The organism is Agrobacterium sp. 5Ca39 (assembly GCF_055382365.1).
Map to the genome: position 1 here is coordinate 275,595 of NZ_AP026437.1, position 20,217 is coordinate 295,811.

Below are 20,217 nucleotides of genomic sequence, written 5' to 3' on the forward strand. Positions count from 1 at the left end.
ATTTTCCGGCGGGTTTTTTCTTGGGCGATCCGCCGGCAGGCAATGTGGCGTTCAGAGGACGCCGCTCATCTTGAGGTAATAATTCTCCGCGCTGTCGTCGGCGGCCGTCGCCGTCGGACGTTCCTGCGTGTCGATCCCGTCATTGGCGGCAACGCGCTCTTCCAGGCCGTCGTCATCGCCGGAATTTTCAGACTCCGCTCCGCTTTCGCTTTCCGCCTCATCGTCGGAAAAAGGCCCGCCGCCCCGGGGTGGCGCTTCTGATTCGTAATCATCATCGGCAGGGGGATAAGCGACGAGCGGCAGCGGCGTACCGTCTTTTGCCAGAGCGGCGGCGATCAGCGATTGCGAAGCGGATTGCTCCATCATCGCCATTCTCGCTTCCGTGTCCAGCGGGAGTCGCGAAGAGTAGGGAGCTTCAGGCCGGTGAGCCACCGTCTCCGCTTCTTCCCCTGTTGGGTGGGCAGCGGACGTCATCAGCCCCGACTTTTCGGTTGGCTGATCGTCGGGCGATGGCGGCTGGATGCCCTGCGGCATGGCAGGGGGCTGCTGCGTCGTGCTTGCTCTCGCCGGCAGTTTGCCGGCCGCGGCGGCCAGCACAAGACTGGCCACGTTCTCTGCATCAGTTGCAGGCGGGCCGAAGATTGATGGTGAGGCGGTGCGGACGTCTTTCTGCTCGGTCTTCATCATCTCCCGAGGCGGAAGGGCAGGGCGTGTTTCGCCGGTTTGCGCGCGAGGCGGATTGCCTGGACGGGTCTCTGCCGGCGCTTCTTTTGTCATGCTGCCCGTCTGCGGCGGAAGCGGACGCGTTGTGTTTTCCGTCCTGCCTTCCGGTTTTGCCGGCTGGTCTGGCAGGTCAGGCGCATTTGCGGGCGCGGCGGAACGCCGGACGGCTCCTTCCGGTTGCGCGGCCAGCGCCGTGACCGTTGCCTTCATTGCCGCACCGCTGAGAGCGAGTGGGCCAGTGAGCAGCGGCAACAGACGGCCGGTTGTCGTGGAGCCCGGCAATTGCGCTGCCGCGGGCGGATTGGAACGGAACTCCGCATTGGGGCTCGCGGCGGTCGGCTGCTGCCTGGGCTGGGCGGGCGCCGGACTGGCGGAATTATTCTGCTGATAGGAGGAGACCACCGCCCTCGCAGCCAGATCGGCCCCCCTGTAACGCGATAGTTCGATCAGCAGCGCAAGCCGCGCCGCATCCGGTCCCGTCGGCTGTTTCAGGATTTCCGCGAGCATCGAAAGGCTGAGACCCTGCAGTGCTTTGCCAATCTGCTGTTCCAGCGCAAGACGCTGCGCGGGCGGCAGGGCGCGTAAGGCTTCCGTCAGACGCCCGACATAGGTTTCGACGGCTTCGCCGTCCCGTCGCGGCAGGTTCATCAGCTTGCCGAGTGTTTCCGCCAAGACTGCGGTGCTCCGGGCCAGATGGAACTCGCCGGCGAGGGAGGCCACTGCAGCCCGTGAAAAAAGGCTGGCGCTCTGTTCGGGAAGGGCAGCGCTTGGTTGCGGCTGCACGACGCCTTTCGGCTGCGCGCGCTGCGCCGGCGCGAGCGAGGCTCCATAGGTGGCATCGGCTGCGGAAACTTTGGATACAGGCGGTAACATGCTGCGCTCCGTTTCTATCGGTGGCCGGCGCCGGCTGCGAAAGCGCCAATCCCCATTGGCTCTGTGATCCGCATCTGCCTCGAATGTTGAAAATCGCCACGCCGCTGGCATACAGGTGTCATCTCGCCCGCTCATGCGGGAGCGCCATGTGCACCATAGGCTCGAAGGCCGCTCTTTTCAGCGCACACAGAATCATCAAGCCGAATCCTCGCCTGCAGATATTAAGATTTGGCTAACCAAGTGATTGCGCACGGCCGGACCGGCTCAGGGCGAAACGCCTATGAACATGCGATAAAGCCCGTTGTCGTCCGAGTTGACGGAGGAGATACGATCGGGTTCGCTCACCGTGACTTCCAGCGCCTCCGGCGGCATGGCATCCAGCCAGCTCGCTTTCGGAAAGCTTCGCTCCGGCTGGATTTCTGCGGGCGCGATAGTCGCTTCTTCGCCAGCCAGTGGAATGATGGTGGCATCCTCCGGCGCGAGGGGCGGAGCCGCCATGGAAAGAAGGGCCTGGGCCGCGTTCGGTTCGGCATCGTGAATGGCGCCGCCTGACACGCCTGAGATATCGACCATGTCTGAACTCACATCATGTTTCGCTCACGTGACAGTTCCAGACGGCAATCATGCCGCCTTTTTCTTCAGCAATGCATAAAGGCCGTTTTCATCGACCGAAATCGGCAAGATGTCGGTTCCGGCAGCTTCGACAGCGGCCTGTGCATCAAGCAGCTTTTCTGCCTCGTTTTCCGCATCGGCCGGCGTGGTGGCCGCATCCGCTCCCTCAGGCTCGTTATCGCCTTCAGCAGGTGGGGCCTCTTCCGCCGGCGTTGCCGCGAGCACGGAAATCAGGGCGATTTCCGATGAAATGTCGGCGGGGCCCTGGCCGGCTGCGCCATCCGCCTTCTCATCGGCGGAGGCGTCAATGTGCTCCTTCACGACGTCCTGAAGTTCCTGCACGTCCTCAAGCTTGCCCTGTGCGTCACGGGTCTGGATATCTTCTTCCCGTTCGGCTGCCACTTCCGCATCGTTGATTTCGCCAATGCGCTTTTCGCCACGTTCGGCCTGCAATTCTTCCTTAGACTTCGGATCTGCCACGTCTTCCAGACGCTGGATGACCTTCAGGGTCTCCCTCGTCATGAAGAGAGTGCCTTGTGCCTTGTCATTGAGCGCATCTTTTACCGCTCGCGCCTGATCTCCGTAAGGATTGGCGATGGCGGCGATCATCGCGCTGGCTGAGATGCCGAGCTCCTCGAGACCGGTCGATTCCTCCAGTTCACTGACGTTCATGGGCAAGGTCGCCCGCGCGGCCATGATGGCCTCCGACATCTGCGCGCCAAAATCCTCCTCCGTTCCGGTGAGGCCGGCACGCTCGGCGATGCGGGCGGCAAGGGCCGCCATGGGATCGGTTTTGGCGTTGACGCCGTTGTTCAGTACATCGACGACCTGCAACTGCGAAACACCGAAGGAGGCGAGGGAAATTGTGGTGGCTTTTCCCTGCGCATCGGTTTTTTCGAAACCCTGGGTCAGGGTCAGCGCATCCTGAAGCCTTTGTGCGAAGGAAAAATTGGATTCATCCACGTCCTGCGTGATGCCGAGGGCGGCGGAAAAGCGGGAAACAAGCGAGGCGAAGGCATCCGGGTCCGGCTTCATGGCACCGAAGAGATAAGCGCTTATCTTCTCATTGGCGACGCGCTGGCTTTCATCCGGCTGCGGGTTCGTTCTGACCGCATCATCCTTCTTGGTGCCGTTGGCCTTTTCCTGCTCCTCGCGCTGGCGTTCCTCGATGGATTCGACCATCGAGCGCATGAGGTCGCTCACTGCAATGCCCGCCGTCTGTTGTAGCGGAGTAATCATCTGGAAAGTCCCCGGCCGCCCAAAGTTACGGCCGAGAATAGGCAAGTCTGGTAAATCAGTGTTTAAACGAAGGCGAAAACGCTCAGCTATGGGCGAAAATGTCGGTTTCGTCCCAGCCGAGCAGGTCTAGCTTCGCACGGGTCGGTAAAAACGCGAAACAGGCATCGGCATGATCAAGGCGGCCGTCGCGGATGAGACGCGCCGTCAGCTTGTCGCGCAGCGCATGCAGATAAAGAACGTCGGAAGCGGCATATTCGAGCTGCGCCGGGGAAAGCGTTTGCGCTGCCCAGTCCGAAGATTGCTGCGCCTTGGAAATATCGACCTCCAGCATTTCCTTGAGGTTGTCCTTCAGCCCGTGCCGGTCCGTATAGGTGCGGGTCAGCCGTGAAGCGATCTTGGTGCAGAAGACCGGCGTGGTCGTCACACCGAACGTATGAAAAAGCACGGCGATATCGAAACGGCCATAGTGAAAGATCTTCTGGTGGGCGGGATCGGCAAGCATGCGCACGAGGTTCGGCGCTTCTTTCTGCCCAGCGGCGATGCGGATGATGTCTGCCGTGCCGTCGCCCGGCGAAAGCTGGACGACGCAGAGGCGGTCGCGACGCGGCACCAGCCCCAGCGTTTCCGTATCGATGGCGATGGCGCCGGTATAGCGCGCGGCATCTTCGGCGGAAATATCGCCTTCGTGATAACGGATGGGTGCTGCCATGTCCTGCTCCAGAAATTCCTGTCTACTGCTCCGGCTATAACGGAAAGACTAGCGGGACGATACCGTTTTATCGGTCGGTCCGCCGCGCCACGCCGCACGCCCTTGGCACTTGCCTTTGCGAAAGTCCCCGGGTTAGGGTCGGAAATCTTTTCCTGACAAATCGCATGAATTCCCGATGACAAAGAAAATCTATCTCGCCGGACCGGAAGTGTTCCTCCCGAATGCGCGCGAAATGCTCGACCTCAAGGCAGCACTGGCGCGGGAGGCCGGCTTCATCCCGCTTTCGCCGGGCGATCTGCAGATCCCGCCGGCGGATACCAGGATCGGTCATGGCTGCAACATCAATGAAGTCGACGAACGGATGATGCTTGAAGCGGATGCCGTGATTGCCAATCTCACACCGTTTCGCGGCATCGCCGCCGACACGGGAACGAGCTACGAGCTGGGCTTCATGTGCGCGCTGGGCAAGCCGGTGTTCGCCTACACCAATGTCGCGGCCAATCACTTCAGCCGCATCAAGGCGCATTACGGCAATGTTGTCACCGTGGATGAAACGGGCCGGTATCGCGGACCGGACGGGTTGTCGATCGAGAATTTCGACATGGTCGACAATCTCATGCTGCACGGCGGGATTTTGCGGCGGGGCGGCAACGTTATTGTCGGCGACGTTTCCGATGAGGACTTGTATACGGATCTCGCGGCCTACCGGCGTTGCCTTGCAGCGGCGGCGGAAAAACTACTGACACCGATTGACCCTGAAAAAACGAATAGAGTGGAGGCATCATCATGAGCGGAACCATCCTCATCACCGGCGCGACGTCGGGCTTCGGAGAGGCTACGGCCCGACGCTTCATCAGAGAAGGCTGGAAGGTCATCGGCACGGGCCGTCGGGCGGAACGACTGGAGGCACTGGCGGCCGAACTCGGATCGGCTTTCTACGGCGCCGCCTTCGACATCACCGATGAGGACGCGGCCGAAAAAGCGCTTGCCGCCTTGCCGGAGGGCTTCCGAGACATCGATGTCCTCGTCAACAATGCCGGTCTGGCACTGGGCACGGCCCCCGCGCCGCAGGTGCCGCTAAAGGACTGGCAGACCATGGTGAACACCAACATCACCGGTCTGCTGAACATCACCCACCATCTCCTGCCGACACTGATCGACCGTAAAGGTATCGTCGTCAACCTTTCGTCTGTTGCCGCGCATTATCCCTATACGGGCGGCAATGTATACGGCGGCACCAAAGCCTTCCTGCGGCAGTTTTCGCTCGGTCTGCGCTCGGATCTGCACGGCAAGGGCGTCAGGGTAACCTCGATCGAACCGGGCATGTGCGAAACGGAATTTACGCTGGTGCGCACCGGGGGCAATCAGGAAGCTTCGGACAATCTCTACAAGGGCGTCAATCCGATCACGGCCGATGATATCGCCAACACCATCTATTGGGTCGCCTCTCAGCCCAAACATATCAACATCAACAGTCTTGAGCTCATGCCAGTCAACCAGTCCTTCGCCGGTTTCCAGGTCTACCGGGAGAGCTGACCTCCCGCGGTAGGGTAGGTTGTGCCGAAAAACCGGGCAGTCATTCCGGAGCTATGCAGAAATGCAATGCTGCATTGCGAGACTTGCTCTGTTAAAAATCACAGATCCCGCTATATTCAAATCATCGAAGCGACGCACTCCTCCTCCCAGCGTCGCTCGATGTGGATCGGTGGTACTCCTCCTCCCAATCACCGATCAAGTTTGAAGCCTGCCGCACCTCCTCCCGCGGCAGGCTTTTTCCTTTTCTTGGCTCTTTTTTACGTGGTGGATTGGGGTCCGTTTCCCGGCTGCACGCGACGCGTGGACAAGGGGCTGGTTTCTCCCTTGGATTTCCGGGGGATTTTCGATTTCCGCGTCAAGGCAACGACTGCTGAAATCAGGCTCGCGTCGATCACGATTTCGTTATGTCTAGATAAATATGCACAGTTTTGTGGCGGTGCGTCCTCCCGCCCCATTGCTTAGCCTTCCCCCTGTGGTTAAGCATGGGCAAAAGAACGCTTGGGAGGTGCCGGCACGCCAGTGTCCGTGCGCCCGAAGGCGGCGGGGAGAGAATGGCAGACTTTCAAGAGGCGCTGAAGCAGTTTCAGCCGATCGCGGTTTCATCGATCGCTGAAGACGAGCTCAGGTTGCGGTTGCGTGGCCTGCAGGCGCGAATGACCCAGCAAAACATCAAGGCGGTCTGGCTCGACGCTTCGTCGTCGCTGACTTATTATACCGGTCTGTCGCTTGGCCTTTCCGAGCGTATTCACGGTGCTCTGGTGCCGGCCGAGGGCGAGCCGATCTATATAAGCCCGACCTTCGAGGAACCGAAACTCCAGACTCTGATCCGTATCCCCGGCGCAGTCGCCACCTGGGAAGAGGATGAAAGCCCGTTCGACCTGATGGCAAGGCGTATCGGTGCGCTGGCCTGTGCAGGTCACTTCGTCGCCATCGATCCCGCCACGCCCTTTGTTTTCGCATCCGCGCTCATGCAGCGTCTGGAAGGCCGAATCATTTCCGCTCAGCCCTTGATCGTCGCCCAGCGGCAGGTCAAGTCGGCAGCGGAGATCGCCCTTATTCAGACCGCGATGGACGCGAGCTATAATGTGCAGAAGGCCGTGTTCGAAGGACTGCGTCCCGGCATCTCCACCACGGAAGTCGCGGATTTCGTCAATGCCGCCCATATTGCCCTTGGTATGAAGCCGCTTTTTGTGGCGGTGCAGTTCGGCGAGGCGACGGCCTATCCGCATGGCGTGCCCCATGCGCAGACGCTGAACCAGGGCGACATGGTGCTGGTCGACCTCGGTGGTATTCTTCATGGCTATCGTTCCGATATCACCCGTACCTATGTCTTTGGCAAGCCAACGGAACGGCAGCGTTTTCTCTGGAATGCCGAACGTGACGCACAGGCCGCGGCCTTCGCTGCCGCTCGCGTTGGCGCCGCCTGTTTCGAGGTGGACAAGGCCGCCCGGGACAGTCTGAAGGCGGCCGGATTTGGCCCGGATTATCAGCTTCCCGGTCTGCCGCACCGCACGGGTCACGGGCTTGGGCTGGATATTCACGAAGAACCCTATATCGTTGCAGGAAATGCCACGGCGCTTGAGCCCGGCATGTGTTTTTCCATCGAGCCGATGCTGTGCGTTTATGGGGAATGCGGCGTTCGTCTCGAAGATATCGCTTACATGACGGAGGCAGGGCCGCGTTGGTTCTGCCCACCGGAAACGAACCGCGACCGGTTGTTTCAGCCGGTCGCCGGGTAATTGGTCGGGAGGCAAAGACCGAACGGCGAGACGGGCATCCCCGTGCCGCCGCTGACCAGAAGAGGTAGGCCCCTGGAGGGGGCCGCAGGAACTCAGAAAAAGAGGGAAAGGACCATCAGATGAAAATGCTGACCCGCAGTTTGCTTATCGCTTCTGCACTTGCGATGACTTCCGCCATGCCAGCCATGGCGAAGACCTTCGTTTACTGCTCCGAGGCATCGCCGGAAGGCTTTGATCCGTCGCCTTACACCGCCGGCGGCACCTTCGACGCTTCCGCGCATCCGGTCTACAACCGTCTGACGGAGTTCAAAAAGGGCACGACAGAAGTAGAGCCGGGCCTTGCGGAAAAGTGGGACGTTTCCAAGGATGGTCTCGAGTATACTTTCCACCTGCGCAAGGGCGTCAAGTGGCACTCCAACGACAAGTTCACGCCGAGCCGCGAATTCAACGCTGACGACGTGATCTTCAGCTACAACCGCCAGGGCGACGCGAAGAACCCGTGGAACCAGTATATCGCAGGCATCACCTACGAATATTACAACTCCATGGAAATGCCGTCCCTGATCAAGGAAATCGTCAAGGTTGACGATCACACGGTCAAGTTCGTGCTGACCCGCCCGGAAGCGCCGTTCCTCGCCAACATCGCCATGCCTTTCGCATCCATCGTGTCGAAGGAATATGCCGATACGCTTGAGAAGGCCGGCACCAAGGAAGACTTCAACAACCTGCCGATCGGCACCGGTCCGTTCAAGTTCGTCGCCTATCAGAAGGATGCGGTCATCCGCTTCCAGAAGAACGCCGACTACTGGGGTGAAGCCCCGAAGATCGACGACCTGATCTTCGCGATCACGCCTGACGCCGCGGTTCGCCTGCAGAAGCTGAAGGCTGGCGAATGCCACCTGATGCCATACCCCGCTCCGGCTGATCTCGCGACCATCCGCGCCGACAAGAACCTCAAGCTCGATGAACAGCCGGGCCTGAACGTCGCTTACTTCGCCTACAACACGACCGTTGCACCTTTCGACAAGCCGGAAGTCCGCAAGGCGCTGAACATGGCGATGAACAAGCAGGCGATCATCGACGCCGTGTTCCAGGGTGCAGGCCAGGTTGCCAAGAACCCGATCCCGCCGACAATGTGGTCCTACAACGACAGCATCAAGGACGATGCTTACGATCCGGAAGCTGCCAAGAAGGCTCTCGAAGCCGCTGGCGTCAAGGATCTGTCGATGAAGATCTGGGCGATGCCGGTGCAGCGTCCTTACATGCCGAACGCCCGTCGTACCGCCGAGCTGATCCAGTCGGATTTCGCAAAGGTCGGCGTCAAGGCCGAGATCGTCTCCTTCGAGTGGGGTGAATATCTCAAGAAGTCCACCGAAACGAAGCGCGACGGCGCCGTCATCCTCGGCTGGACCGGCGACAATGGTGACCCGGACAACTTCCTTAGCGTTCTCCTGTCCTGCGCCGCAACCGGTGAAGGCGGTGCGAACCGTGCACAGTGGTGCAACAAGGAGTTCTCGGACCTCTTGGCCAAGGCAAAGCAGACCACCGACGTTGCCGAGCGCACCAAGCTTTATGAGCAGGCACAGGTGATCTTCAAGGAACAGGCTCCGTGGGCGACGCTTGCGCACTCCACGCAGTTCGTTCCCATGTCCGCCAAGGTTTCCGGCTTCACCATGAGCCCGCTTGGCGACTTCACCTTCGAAAACGTCGACATCGCGGAGTAATCCCCGAACAACCGGACGCGCGGAAGAACCCTGTTCTTCCGCGCGTCTTTTCAGGAAAAAGCCATGATCCGGTTCATTCTCGGCAAACTTCTCTATCTCGTTCCGACCTTCCTCGGGATCACCATCGTTGCCTTCGCCTTCGTGCGCGTCCTGCCGGGCGATCCCGTGCTGCTGATGGCGGGCGAGCGTGGCATTTCGCCAGAACGGCATGCGCAGCTTGCCGAACAGCTCGGCTTTGCCCAGCCCGTGTGGCAGCAATATCTTCATTTCCTGGGACGGCTGCTTCAGGGCGATCTCGGTAATTCGCTGGTCACCAAGAAGCCGGTTCTCACCGAGTTCCTGTCGCTCTTTCCCGCGACGGTCGAGCTTGGTCTCGTCGCCATCATCATCGCAACGCTCATCGGCGTGCCGGTCGGTGTCATCGCCGCCATCAGACGTGGTTCCTGGTTCGACCAGATTTCCATGACGACGGCTCTGGTCGGTTTTTCCATGCCGATCTTCTGGTGGGGGCTGCTGCTCATCATCATGTTCTCCGGTATCCTGCAATGGACGCCGGTTTCGGGCCGCATCTCGCTGATGTATTTCTTCCCCTCCGTCACCGGTTTCATGCTGATCGACAGCCTGATCTCGGGGCAGAAGGGTGCGTTTGCCTCGGCCCTGTCGCATCTCATCCTGCCCTCGGTGGTGCTTGCCACCATTCCGCTTGCAGTGATTGCGCGCCAGACGCGTTCAGCCATGCTGGAGGTTCTCGGTGAGGATTACGTGCGCACGGCCCGTGCCAAGGGCATGTCTCCTTCCCGCGTGGTCGGCATTCATGCGCTGCGCAACGCCATGATCCCCGTCATCACCACCATCGGGCTGCAGATCGGCGTGCTGATGGCTGGCGCCATCCTGACCGAAACCATCTTTTCCTGGCCGGGTATCGGCAAGTGGATGATCGATTCCATCTCGCGCCGCGACTATCCGGTCGTGCAGAGCGGCCTGCTGTTGATCGCGGGTCTGGTGATGATCGTCAACCTGCTCGTCGACCTCACCTACGGCCTCATTAATCCAAGGATCCGTCACAAATGAGCGATGTGACCACAGCTCCGGTCGTCAGGCTTTCTGACGCCGCCATCCGCCGCCGGATGATCGCCGATTTCTGGTTCTATTTCCGTCAGAACCGTGGTGCCGTCATCGGCCTTGCCGTGTTTATTCTCCTCGTGCTGGTCGCGGTTTTTGCGCCGCTGATCGCACCGCATGATCCAACCCAGCAATATCGCGATGCGCTGCTGGTGCCGCCGGTCTGGCAGGAAGGCGGCCGTGCCGGCTTCTTCTTCGGCACCGACGCCGTCGGGCGTGACATGTTGTCCCGTCTGATATACGGCGCGCAATATTCGCTGTTCATCGGCATCGTTGTCGTTTCCATCGCGCTCATTGGCGGCATTGTCATCGGTCTCATTGCCGGCTTCTTCGGCGGCTGGGTCGATACCGTCATCATGCGTGTGATGGACGTCATCCTGGCGTTCCCATCGCTGCTTCTGGCGCTGGTGCTGGTCGCGATCCTTGGGCCGGGGCTCACCAACGCGATGATCGCCATTGCCATCGTCTATCAGCCGCATTTTGCGCGTCTGACGCGTGCGGCGGTGATGAGCGAGCTTCGGCGTGAATATGTCACGGCCGCGCGCGTGGCCGGTGCCGGCAATCTCCGGCTGATGTTCAAGACCATCCTGCCGAACTGCCTTGCACCACTGATCGTACAGGCAACGCTTTCGTTCTCGTCCGCCGTTCTCGATGCGGCCGCACTCGGGTTCCTCGGCATGGGCGCTCAGCCGCCTGCCTCCGAATGGGGCACGATGCTGGCGGAAGCGCGTGAGTTCATTCTGCGCGCCTGGTGGGTTGTTACCCTTCCCGGCCTGACGATCCTGATCTCGGTGCTTGCCATCAACCTGATGGGTGACGGGCTGCGTGATGCGCTCGATCCCAAACTGAAGCGGAGCTGAGATATGAGCCTGCTGAAAATCAAGAACCTGACGGTGAAATTCGCCACCGCCACCGGTGCCTTCACCGCCGTCGACGGCATTGATGTGTCCGTGGACAAACACGAAGTGCTGGCCATCGTCGGTGAATCCGGTTCGGGCAAATCGGTATCGATGCTCGCCGTCATGGGCCTGCTGCCGGATACGGCGACGATTACCGCCGATGAGATGGTCTTTGACGGCATCAATCTGCTGGCCATGTCGCCGCAGGAGCGCCGCAAGCTGATCGGCCATGAGATCACCATGATCTTCCAGGAGCCGGTCGCCTCGCTTAATCCGTCCTTCACGGTCGGCTTCCAGATCGAGGAAGTGCTTCGCCTCAATCTCGGCATGAGCGGCGCTGCCGCCCGCGCCCGCGCGCTGGAGCTATTCCGTGCTGTCGGTATTCCCGATCCGGAATCCAAGCTCAAAGCCTATCCGCACCAGATGTCGGGCGGGCAGTGCCAGCGCGTGATGATCGCGATTGCGATCGCCTCCAAGCCGCGTCTCCTGATCGCCGACGAGCCGACGACTGCGCTCGACGTGACGATACAGAAGCAGATTCTCGACCTGCTGATGAAGCTGCAGGAAGAATATGGCATGGCGCTGATCCTCATCACCCACGATATGGGCGTGGTTGCCGAGACCGCCGATCGTGTCGTCGTGCAATATAAGGGCCGCAAGATGGAGGAGGCGGATGTGCTGAGCCTCTTCGAAGCCCCGCAGCATCCCTACACCAAGGCATTGCTTTCGGCCCTGCCGGAAAATGCCACCGGCGACCGTCTGCCCACCGTCTCCGATTTCTTCGGCAAGGAGGGCGTTCGATGAGTATCGTGGTTGAAGGCAAGGGCATTACCCGCGACTATCACGTTCCCGGCGGCCTGTTCGGCGGTGCGAGGATGGTGCAGGCCCTGAAGGGCATCGATTTCGCCGTCGAGCGCGGCAAGACGCTCGCTATTGTCGGTGAATCCGGCTCGGGCAAGTCGACGCTGGCTCGCATCATTGCCCTCATCGATCCGGCTTCCGGCGGTGAATTGAAGATCGATGGCCAGCCGGTCGATATCGCCAGGCGCCGTCCCGGCACGGAAATGCGCTCCAAGGTGCAGATGGTGTTCCAGAACCCCTATGGCAGCCTCAATCCGCGCCAGAAGGTGGGTGACGTGCTGATGGAACCACTCATCATCAACACGAAAATTCCTGCTTCCGAGCGCCGCGAGCGGGCTGAAGCCATGCTCGTCAAGGTCGGCCTTGGTCCTGAGCATTTCAACCGTTATCCGCACATGTTCTCCGGCGGCCAGCGCCAGCGCATCGCCATTGCGCGTGCACTGATGCTGAACCCGGCGCTGCTGGTGCTGGACGAGCCGGTCTCGGCACTCGATCTTTCGGTGCAGGCACAGGTCTTGAACCTGCTGCGCGATCTGCAGGAGGAATTCGAACTGACCTACGTCTTCGTCAGCCACGATCTTTCCGTGGTGCGTTACATTGCTGATGACGTGATGGTCATCTCCAAGGGCGAGGCGGTGGAGCAGGGCACGCGCGAGGAACTTTTCGCCGATCCGAAGCACCCCTATACCCGTCAGCTCTTCGCCGCGACCCCGATCACGGATGTCGATGCCATTCGCGCCCGCGTGGAGCGCCGCAAGGCGGCGAGACAGGCGGCGACAGCCTGACGGTTGACGAAAGGGGTTGGGAGCAGGTCGGATTTCCGGCCTGTTCTTTTTTCAGGACTTCAGGAAACGCCCAATTGCCGCCAGAGCGCCCTGCTCGCGAATGTTGCGATAGGCGGCTTTCAGGCCCAGGACAAAGGTTTCGCTGGCGGGCAGGTCGCTGCCAAAGGTGCGTTCGAAACTGAGGAAGCGGTCGACCACCGCATCCGGAGCCATCGCCAGTTGATCCGGCGAATCCCACTCCCTGAAGGCGGGGTCGAGAATGGTGATCGGCTGCCCCTTTTCATCTTCCTCTGCGCAGGACCTGATCCACAGCGCGACGGCAAAAATGACCGCTCCGCACTCAGCCTTTTCCGCCAGCAATTCTCGTAGTGGTGAAAGTATCCGCAGCGGCACTTTCTGCGACGCATCGGAGGCGATCTGCATGGTCTTGTGCTGCAATGAGGGATTGGCGAAACGCTGCCGCAGGCCGGCTGCGAATTCAGAACCATCGACGGCAGGGTCCAGCGTCCGTCCGACCTCACGCCAATAGACGTCGATGAAGTCGCGCACGGTCTTTTCAGCCCAGGCATCGGCCACCGTCGCAAGGCTGGCAATCTGGCCGATGGCGGCGATGGCGCTGTGGGAGCCGTTCAGCATCCTCAGCTTCATATGCTCGTAAGGTTCGACATCATCGACGAATTCCACGCCTGATTTCTCAAGCGCCGGCCTGCCATGGGGAAAACGGTCTTCGATGACGAAACGGAAATAAGGTTCCGCAACAACCGGCCATGCGTCGCTGAGGCCGAGTGTGGCCGAAATCGCATCCCGGTCCGCATCCGTGGTGGCGGGAACGATACGGTCCACCATCGAGCAGGGGCAGGCAATATTGGCTTCGATGAAGGAGGCCAGTTCCTGATCAGCAAGGCTCGCGAATTCCAGCAGCAGCTTTCGCAGCACGTGGCCGTTGGCGGGCAGGTTGTCGCAGGACAGCAGCGTCAGCGGCAGGGAACCTTCGGCACGTCTGCGCCGGGTCGCTGCAAGGATGAAGCCGTAGATCGAGCGCGGCCGCTCCGGGTTTTCGAGATCGTGGACGATATCGGGATGGTCACGCAGCAGGCTGCGGGAGGCGAGATTGGTCAGGTAACCCTTTTCCGTCACGGTCAGGGTCACGATGAGAACGCGCGGGTCGGCCATCCGCTCCACCAGTCGTTCCGGGTTTTCCGGGGCGACGACGGTCTCAAGAATCGAGCCGACGATGCGCAGGCGCTCGCTTTGGCCATCGCGAAGGCAGAAGGTGTAGAGATTATCCTGCGGTTCGATGGCGTCGCGGGTGTCCGGGCTGCGCAGCGATGCGGCGACGATGCCCCATCCTGTTTCGCCGCGATTGAGGCAATCGTCGATGAAAACCGCCTGATGCGCCCGGTGAAAGGCGCCGACGCCGAGATGCACGATGCCGGGCGTGATTTTCATGCGCTCATAGGCAGGGGTCGTGACCGTGTGCGGCAGGCGGGGCAGGGTTCTAGCGGAAAGCCGGTCCATCATCAGCACAAAATCCCCCTGTGGAATGAGATGGTCTCGGCTCGCGCTGATGGAATTGCGACCCCGGGGTTTTCGTGCATGCAGTCCTCCACTTGTCTTTTAAATGATCAGGCGCCGGCCTCTTTGAGCAATCGGACCTGACGCAGCGTGTTCTGGCGGCTGCGCTCCAGGTGCCGCCACAGCGCATCGATGATCTGGGCCTTGCTGCCGGCGGCAATGGCATCGGCAATATTCTGGTGCTCCTCGACCGAGCGGGCGTAATCACCGAGGATCGAGACGAAGACCGTGTGGGTCTGGTCTAGAATGCGCTCATGCGAACCGGAAATGACCGGAATGCGCGCCGCTGCGACCAGGGTCGTGTGGAAACTGCGGTCGTAAAAAAGCGCTTTCGACAATTCATCCAGCGTCGAACCTTTGGCGAAGGCGCGGTGTTTGTCGAGGCTTTCCAGCAGTGCCGCGTGCAGCGTTTCGTCCAGCTGGCCAGCATCGAAGGCCACTTCCACCGCACCTTTTTCAAGCAGCATCCTGGCCGCGTATAGTTCCTCCACATCCTCGACCGTGAAGTCGCGCACCACCATTCCGCGCCGGGACGAATTGACCACCAGCCCATCCGCCTCGAGTTTCAGGCAGGCTTCCTTGACCGGCGTCGGGCTGATGCCGAGATCGGCGGCAAGTTCATTTGGCAGCAGACGTTCGCCGCCGCGCAATTTGCCGCTGACGATGCGTGCGCGCAGTTCCCGGTGCGCCTGTTCGGCGAGCGTGACTTTGACGAGTGTGTTCATGACCACATCATCGCCCAGCTTTGCGAAGCAGGCAATGAGCGAATATTAAAAATAAAAAATTTTTTATTTTACAAAATCCGTTTTTCCGTTAGCTCTATCTGCCATCGGAAGCCGGCTGCCGGAGGAGGGCGGTCCGGCAATCCCCTGACGGTTTGACTCCTGCAACCATTGGACGCGGGAGATGACGCGATTTCACCCGCCCAGCCGGCAAAGCGTGTCTCAGAATGGGACTTCCGCCTTTCCTCCCCAGAAGCGTTCAAGCATCGAGGAATGACCGATCATGAAAATTACCGCCGTCGAACCCTTCATCCTGCACCTGCCGCTGACATCGGACTCCATTTCCGATTCCACCCACAGCATCACCCATTGGGGTGTTGTCGGCGCAAAGATCACCACCTGTGACGGCCTCGAGGGCTATGGTTTCACCGGTACCCATGCGCATCTGGCGTCGGACAGGCTGATCACATCCTGCATCAGCGATTGTTACGCGCCCTTGCTCGTCGGCGAGGATGCGTCGGAGCATTCACGGCTTTGGATGAAGCTCGCCCGTTATCCCTCGCTCCAATGGGTCGGCAGGGCCGGCATCACCCATCTGGCGTTAGCTGCGATCGATGTGGCTCTCTGGGACCTGAAAGCGAAAAAGGCAGGCGTGCCGCTGTGGCACTATCTCGGCGGCGCACGCACGGAGGCAGTGGAAGCTTATAATACCGATATCGGCTGGCTTTCCTTCTCGCTGGACGATTTGCTTGCGGGCAGCTCAAGGGCGGTGGAGGAAGACGGTTTCACCCGGCTGAAGATCAAGGTCGGGCATGACGACCCGAATATCGATATCGCCCGGCTTGCTGCCGCCCGCAAACGCGTCGGCTCATCCATCCGCATCGCCATCGATGGCAACGGCAAATGGGATTTGCCCACATGCCAGCGCTTCTGTGCGGCAGCGAGGGATCTGGACATCTACTGGTTCGAGGAGCCGCTGTGGTATGACGATGTGACAAGCCATGCCCGACTGGCGCGCAATACCACTATCCCGATTGCGCTCGGCGAGCAGCTTTATACGGTGGATGCGTTCCGTTCCTTCATCGATGCCGGCGCCGTCGCTTATGTCCAGCCGGATGTAACACGGCTTGGCGGCGTCACCGAATATATCCAGGTTGCCGATCTGGCGCTCGCCCATCGCCTGCCTGTCGTGCCGCATGCCGGCGAGATGAGCCAGGTGCATGTGCATCTGAGCTACTGGCATCCGGCGTCGACCATTCTCGAATATATTCCGTGGATCAAGGATCATTTCGAAGAACCGATCCAGGTGCGGGATGGTGTCTACAAACGGCCTGAGCAGCCGGGTGCGAGCACCACGCCGCTGGCGGAGAGCTTCGCGCGTTACGGCAAGGCGCTGAACTAGAGCAGCGGTATACAGCCCGGATTTTAACGGAGGGAAGCACGTCCTCCGTCATGCCGGACTAGATCCGGCATACAGCCACGGCGCGTCTACGCCGTGACAAGACTCTTTCGCGATCAAAGACTTGATCGCGCTGGACCCCGGATCAAGTCCGGGGTGACGGCGTGTGGGTGATACGATTTTTCCAGATTTAGCGCCAGCCAAGTGCCGGCGCTACCTGCTTCAGGATGGTTTCGATCACATGGGCGTTGTAATCGACGCCCAACTGGTTCGGCACGGTCAGCAGCAGCGTGTCAGCTTCGGCGATGGCTTCATCGGCCTTCAGCTGTTCGATCAGCTTTTCCGGTTCGGCGGCATAGCTGCGTCCGAAGATCGCACGCGTCTTATCGTCGATATAGCCGATCTTGTCGTCGCCTTCGTTACCGTAACCGAAATAGGCGCGGTCGCGATCATTGACGAGGGCGAAGATGCTGCGGCTGACGGAGACGCGTGGCTCACGCGCATGTCCGGCCTCCTTCCAGGCTTCCCGGAACGTGCGGATCTGCTGCGCCTGCTGGACGTGGAAAGGCTCACCGGTTTCGTCCGTCTTCAGCGTGGAGCTTTGCAGGTTCATGCCAAGCTTTGCCGCCCACACTGCCGTTGCATTGGAGCTCGAGCCCCACCAGATGCGCTCGCGCAAGCCTTCGGAATGCGGCTCCAGCCGCAGAAGACCCGGCGGGTTGGGGAACATCGGCCGCGGGTTCGGCTCGGCAAAGCCTTCGCCCTTCAAAAGCTCGAGGAAGACCTCGGTGTGCTGACGCGCCATATCTTCTTCGCTCTGGCCCTCGGCCGGGCGATAACCGAAATAACGCCAGCCATCGATGACCTGCTCCGGCGAGCCCCGGCTGATGCCGAGCTGCAGGCGTCCACCGGCGATGAGGTCGGCCGAACCGGCGTCCTCCACCATGTAGAACGGGTTTTCGTAACGCATATCGATGACGCCGGTGCCGATCTCTATCTTTTTCGTGCGGGCGCCGACGGCGGCCAGAAGCGGGAAGGGTGAGGCCAGCTGACGGGCGAAATGGTGCACACGGAAATAGGCGCCGTCAGCCCCCAGTTCTTCTGCGGCCACGGCGAGGTCTATCGACTGCAGCAGCGTATCGGCCGCCGAGCGGGTCTGCGACTGGGGGGAGGGCGTCCAGTGGCCGAAGGATAGGAATCCGATCTTTTTCATAATGACCTTCCAGATTTGGAGGATGTCCGCTAGTGCAGCGACATCGTTGTTGTCCCTCATATAAGCAACGGCGCAGATCCTCCAACCTGCGAGACGAAGACAGGGTGTCGCCGAAATGTGAACGATCGCGACTTCAGACCATGAGGCCGCGCTTGAGAATAAAGAGCTTTTCGTGGGCGCGCGCGGTGGTGAGGATGAAATCCATCAAGGAGCGCACCCGTGGCACATTGGCAAAGTCCTGATGGCTGGTGAGCCAGTAACCTCGCCGCAGCTCGACCTCACCCGGAAGCACCATCTGCAAATCCGGAAAGCGCGCGGCGATGAAATTCGGCAGGATGCAAAGCCCTCGGCCACCAAGCGTGGCGGTCAGTTGCGCAAAAATGCTCGAAGACTGGAAATTTGGCCGCAGGCCCGGAAGCACATCGCGCATGTAATCGAGGCCGGGTGAAAAGATCAGATCCTGCACGTAGCCGATGAAGAAGTGGTCGAGCAGGTCTTCCCGCTTCGTGATTTTCGGCTGTCCGGCGAGATAGGACCGTGAGGCGTAAATATGCAGCGTGTAATCGATGATCTGTTCATTGATATAGGGACCGGCCTTCGGCGGATCGAGCGTGACAGCCACATCCGCCTCCTTTCGGGAAAGCGCCATGATCTGCTGGATCGTCACCATTTCCACCATGATGTGGGGATGGGTGGCGGCGAAGTCCTTCAGCCTCTCGACGAAGAAAAAATTGGAAAAACCTTCAGGAGCGCTGAGGCGCACAACGCCGCGCAGTAGGCTGCCGCTTTCGGAAATATCCGATTGCAGCCGTTCAGCCTCTGCCTCTATGCGCTCGACGGTATCGACAAGTCGCCGCCCCACCGTCGTCAGCTCATACCCGCGCGGGTTCCGCTCGAAGAGCTTGGTTTTAAGCGAAAATTCCAGCCGGTCGATATGTCGGGAGACGGTGGCGTGGCTGGTGCGCAGGCTTCTGGCGGCGGATGAGAGCTGCCCGGTGCGGGCCACGGCCAGGAAATATTGAAGGTCGTCCCAGGTGAAAGGGGTGGCCATAATTGTCTCCCATCAAGAGTTCTGTTCAAAAATGAACAGTTCCTGTTCGCAATTTGATGATGACACGCTCTTGTGTCAACGGCCGAATTCGAGAAGTCTACGCTCAGGATGCGCCGCTTTGAGGAGGGCGGTGCGGCCATTCATGTGCAGGGTTTCGGTTCACCGCTGCACAGACAATCTGAGGCTCGCAATCATCTCTGGGAGGAGAAGTCATGCGCAAGAGTATCGTTTTATCCACGGCCATGGCACTGGCCGCCGGCACCGCCGCTTATGCCGCCGAGATTTCGGACGGCAAGGTCAAGATCGGTATCCTGAACGACCAGTCCGGCGTTTACGCCAATTTCGGCGGCAAATACTCCTATGAAGCCGCGAAGATGGCGGTTGAGGATTTTGGCGGCAAGGTGCTCGGTGCGCCGGTGGAAGTGGTGACCGCCGACCATCAGAACAAGGCTGACGTTGCCTCCAATATTGCCCGGCAGTGGTACGACACCGAACAGGTCGATTCCATCATGGAACTGACCTCGTCATCGGTGGGCCTTGCCGTGCAGGCACTTTCGAAGGACAAAAAGAAGATCACCGTCAACACCGGTGCTGCCACCACCGAGCTGACCGGCAAGCAGTGCAGCCCCTATGGTTTTCATTGGGCCTATGACACCTATTCGCTGGCTGTCGGCACCGGTGGCGCACTCGTCAAACAGGGCGGCGACAGCTGGTTCTTCCTGACAGCCGACTATGCCTTCGGTTATTCGCTGGAAGAAAATACGTCCAATTTCGTCAAGGCCAATGGCGGCAAGGTGCTGGGCTCCGTGCGCCATCCGCTCGCCACCACCGACTATTCGTCCTTCCTGCTGCAGGCTCAGTCTTCGGGCGCGAAGGTTATCGGCCTTGCCAATGCCGGTCTCGACACCTCCAACGCCATCAAGCAGGCTGCGGAATTCGGTATCGTTGCAGGTGGCCAGCGCCTTGCAGCGCTTCTCTTCACGCTTGCAGAAGTCCATGGCCTCGGCCTTGAGGCGGCTCAAGGGTTGACACTGACGGAAGGTTTTTATTGGGACCGCGACGATGAATCGCGCAAGTTTGGTGAGCGCTTCAAGGAACGAACCGGCGCCATGCCGAACATGGTTCACACCGGCACCTATTCCGCTGTCTTGCATTATCTGAAGGCGATCGAGAAGGCCGGCACCGACGATGCAGACGCCGTCGCCAAGGCCATGAAGGAAATGCCTGTCAACGACGTCTTTGCCAAGGACGGCCATGTGGCCGCCAATGGTCGGATGATCCACGACATGTACCTCATGGAAGTGAAGAAGCCTGACGAAAGCAAGCAGCCCTGGGATTATTACAAGGTTCTCGCCACCATCCCCGGCAAGGAAGCCTTCATGGACCCCGCAAAGAGCGGTTGCCCGCTGGTGACGCAATAAAAGACTGACGGAAT

General features: G+C 60.2%; 18 protein-coding genes. 10 read left to right on the plus strand and 8 right to left on the minus strand.

The window, feature by feature from the left end; all coding sequences use genetic code 11:
- Positions 1-51: 51 nt before the first annotated feature.
- From ACZ47E_RS15065 to ACZ47E_RS15080, 4 genes are all read right to left on the minus strand, one after another.
- Positions 52-1,596, minus strand: a complete 1,545-nt coding sequence (locus ACZ47E_RS15065) for a hypothetical protein (RefSeq protein ID WP_278067684.1) — start codon at positions 1,594-1,596, stop codon at positions 52-54.
- Between the two features lie 264 nt (positions 1,597-1,860).
- Positions 1,861-2,169, minus strand: coding sequence for a hypothetical protein (locus ACZ47E_RS15070; protein ID WP_004437838.1), 309 nt, complete (start codon positions 2,167-2,169; stop codon positions 1,861-1,863).
- A 48-nt stretch (positions 2,170-2,217) separates the two neighbouring features.
- Positions 2,218-3,447, minus strand: coding sequence for a hypothetical protein (locus ACZ47E_RS15075; RefSeq protein WP_113730367.1), 1,230 nt, complete (start codon positions 3,445-3,447; stop codon positions 2,218-2,220).
- Positions 3,448-3,529: 82 nt separating this feature from the next.
- Positions 3,530-4,156, minus strand: coding sequence for a ribonuclease D (locus tag ACZ47E_RS15080; protein ID WP_006698074.1), 627 nt, complete (start codon positions 4,154-4,156; stop codon positions 3,530-3,532).
- A gap of 175 nt (positions 4,157-4,331) precedes the next feature.
- On the opposite strand from ACZ47E_RS15080, the gene ACZ47E_RS15085 reads away from it, so the two are divergent.
- The 8 genes from ACZ47E_RS15085 (at position 4,332) to ACZ47E_RS15120 (ending at position 12,822) form a co-directional block, all read left to right on the plus strand.
- Positions 4,332-4,946 carry a nucleoside 2-deoxyribosyltransferase gene (locus tag ACZ47E_RS15085; protein ID WP_035210668.1) on the plus strand — a complete coding sequence of 205 codons (615 nt, stop codon included), beginning with the start codon at positions 4,332-4,334 and terminating at the stop codon, positions 4,944-4,946.
- Entirely contained in the window at positions 4,943-5,692 is a 750-nt protein-coding gene (locus tag ACZ47E_RS15090; protein ID WP_035210670.1) for an SDR family oxidoreductase, read from the plus strand. Before ACZ47E_RS15085 ends, ACZ47E_RS15090 begins: the two co-directional genes overlap by 4 nt.
- 551 nt (positions 5,693-6,243) lie before the next feature.
- Positions 6,244-7,431 carry a M24 family metallopeptidase gene (locus ACZ47E_RS15095; protein WP_464017004.1) on the plus strand — a complete coding sequence of 396 codons (1,188 nt, stop codon included), beginning with the start codon at positions 6,244-6,246 and terminating at the stop codon, positions 7,429-7,431.
- A gap of 119 nt (positions 7,432-7,550) precedes the next feature.
- Positions 7,551-9,155, plus strand: coding sequence for an ABC transporter substrate-binding protein (locus ACZ47E_RS15100; protein WP_113730365.1), 1,605 nt, complete (start codon positions 7,551-7,553; stop codon positions 9,153-9,155).
- A gap of 63 nt (positions 9,156-9,218) precedes the next feature.
- A complete protein-coding gene (locus ACZ47E_RS15105; RefSeq protein ID WP_035210674.1) occupies positions 9,219-10,226 on the plus strand; it encodes an ABC transporter permease subunit in 1,008 nt (335 codons plus the stop codon).
- Entirely contained in the window at positions 10,223-11,137 is a 915-nt protein-coding gene (locus ACZ47E_RS15110) for an ABC transporter permease subunit (protein WP_004437857.1), read from the plus strand. The genes ACZ47E_RS15105 and ACZ47E_RS15110 overlap by 4 nt, the downstream gene beginning before the upstream one ends.
- 3 nt (positions 11,138-11,140) lie before the next feature.
- Entirely contained in the window at positions 11,141-11,980 is an 840-nt protein-coding gene (locus ACZ47E_RS15115; RefSeq protein WP_278067683.1) for an ABC transporter ATP-binding protein, read from the plus strand.
- Entirely contained in the window at positions 11,977-12,822 is an 846-nt protein-coding gene (locus ACZ47E_RS15120) for an ATP-binding cassette domain-containing protein (protein WP_004437861.1), read from the plus strand. The genes ACZ47E_RS15115 and ACZ47E_RS15120 overlap by 4 nt, the downstream gene beginning before the upstream one ends.
- Before the next feature lie 51 nt (positions 12,823-12,873).
- Here the strand turns inward: ACZ47E_RS15120 and ACZ47E_RS15125 are convergent, their stop codons facing one another.
- Positions 12,874-14,343, minus strand: coding sequence for a mannitol dehydrogenase family protein (locus ACZ47E_RS15125; protein ID WP_278067682.1), 1,470 nt, complete (start codon positions 14,341-14,343; stop codon positions 12,874-12,876).
- A gap of 104 nt (positions 14,344-14,447) precedes the next feature.
- Positions 14,448-15,122: a GntR family transcriptional regulator gene (locus ACZ47E_RS15130; RefSeq protein WP_184288940.1), complete on the minus strand. Its 675-nt coding sequence runs from the start codon at positions 15,120-15,122 to the stop codon at positions 14,448-14,450.
- A 280-nt stretch (positions 15,123-15,402) separates the two neighbouring features.
- Between ACZ47E_RS15130 and ACZ47E_RS15135 the strand changes: the two genes are divergently transcribed.
- Positions 15,403-16,521, plus strand: coding sequence for a mandelate racemase/muconate lactonizing enzyme family protein (locus ACZ47E_RS15135; RefSeq protein WP_037090642.1), 1,119 nt, complete (start codon positions 15,403-15,405; stop codon positions 16,519-16,521).
- 187 nt (positions 16,522-16,708) lie between these two features.
- Here ACZ47E_RS15135 and ACZ47E_RS15140 read toward each other — a convergent pair whose 3' ends face one another.
- On the minus strand, positions 16,709-17,731 hold the full coding sequence (locus ACZ47E_RS15140; protein ID WP_044459600.1) for an LLM class flavin-dependent oxidoreductase: 1,023 nt from the start codon (positions 17,729-17,731) through the stop codon (positions 16,709-16,711).
- A gap of 133 nt (positions 17,732-17,864) precedes the next feature.
- Entirely contained in the window at positions 17,865-18,782 is a 918-nt protein-coding gene (locus ACZ47E_RS15145; protein WP_006698065.1) for a LysR family transcriptional regulator, read from the minus strand.
- A gap of 212 nt (positions 18,783-18,994) precedes the next feature.
- Here ACZ47E_RS15145 and ACZ47E_RS15150 point away from each other — a divergent pair, with 212 nt between their 5' ends.
- Positions 18,995-20,203 carry an ABC transporter substrate-binding protein gene (locus ACZ47E_RS15150; protein ID WP_006698064.1) on the plus strand — a complete coding sequence of 403 codons (1,209 nt, stop codon included), beginning with the start codon at positions 18,995-18,997 and terminating at the stop codon, positions 20,201-20,203.
- Positions 20,204-20,217 lie beyond the last annotated feature (14 nt).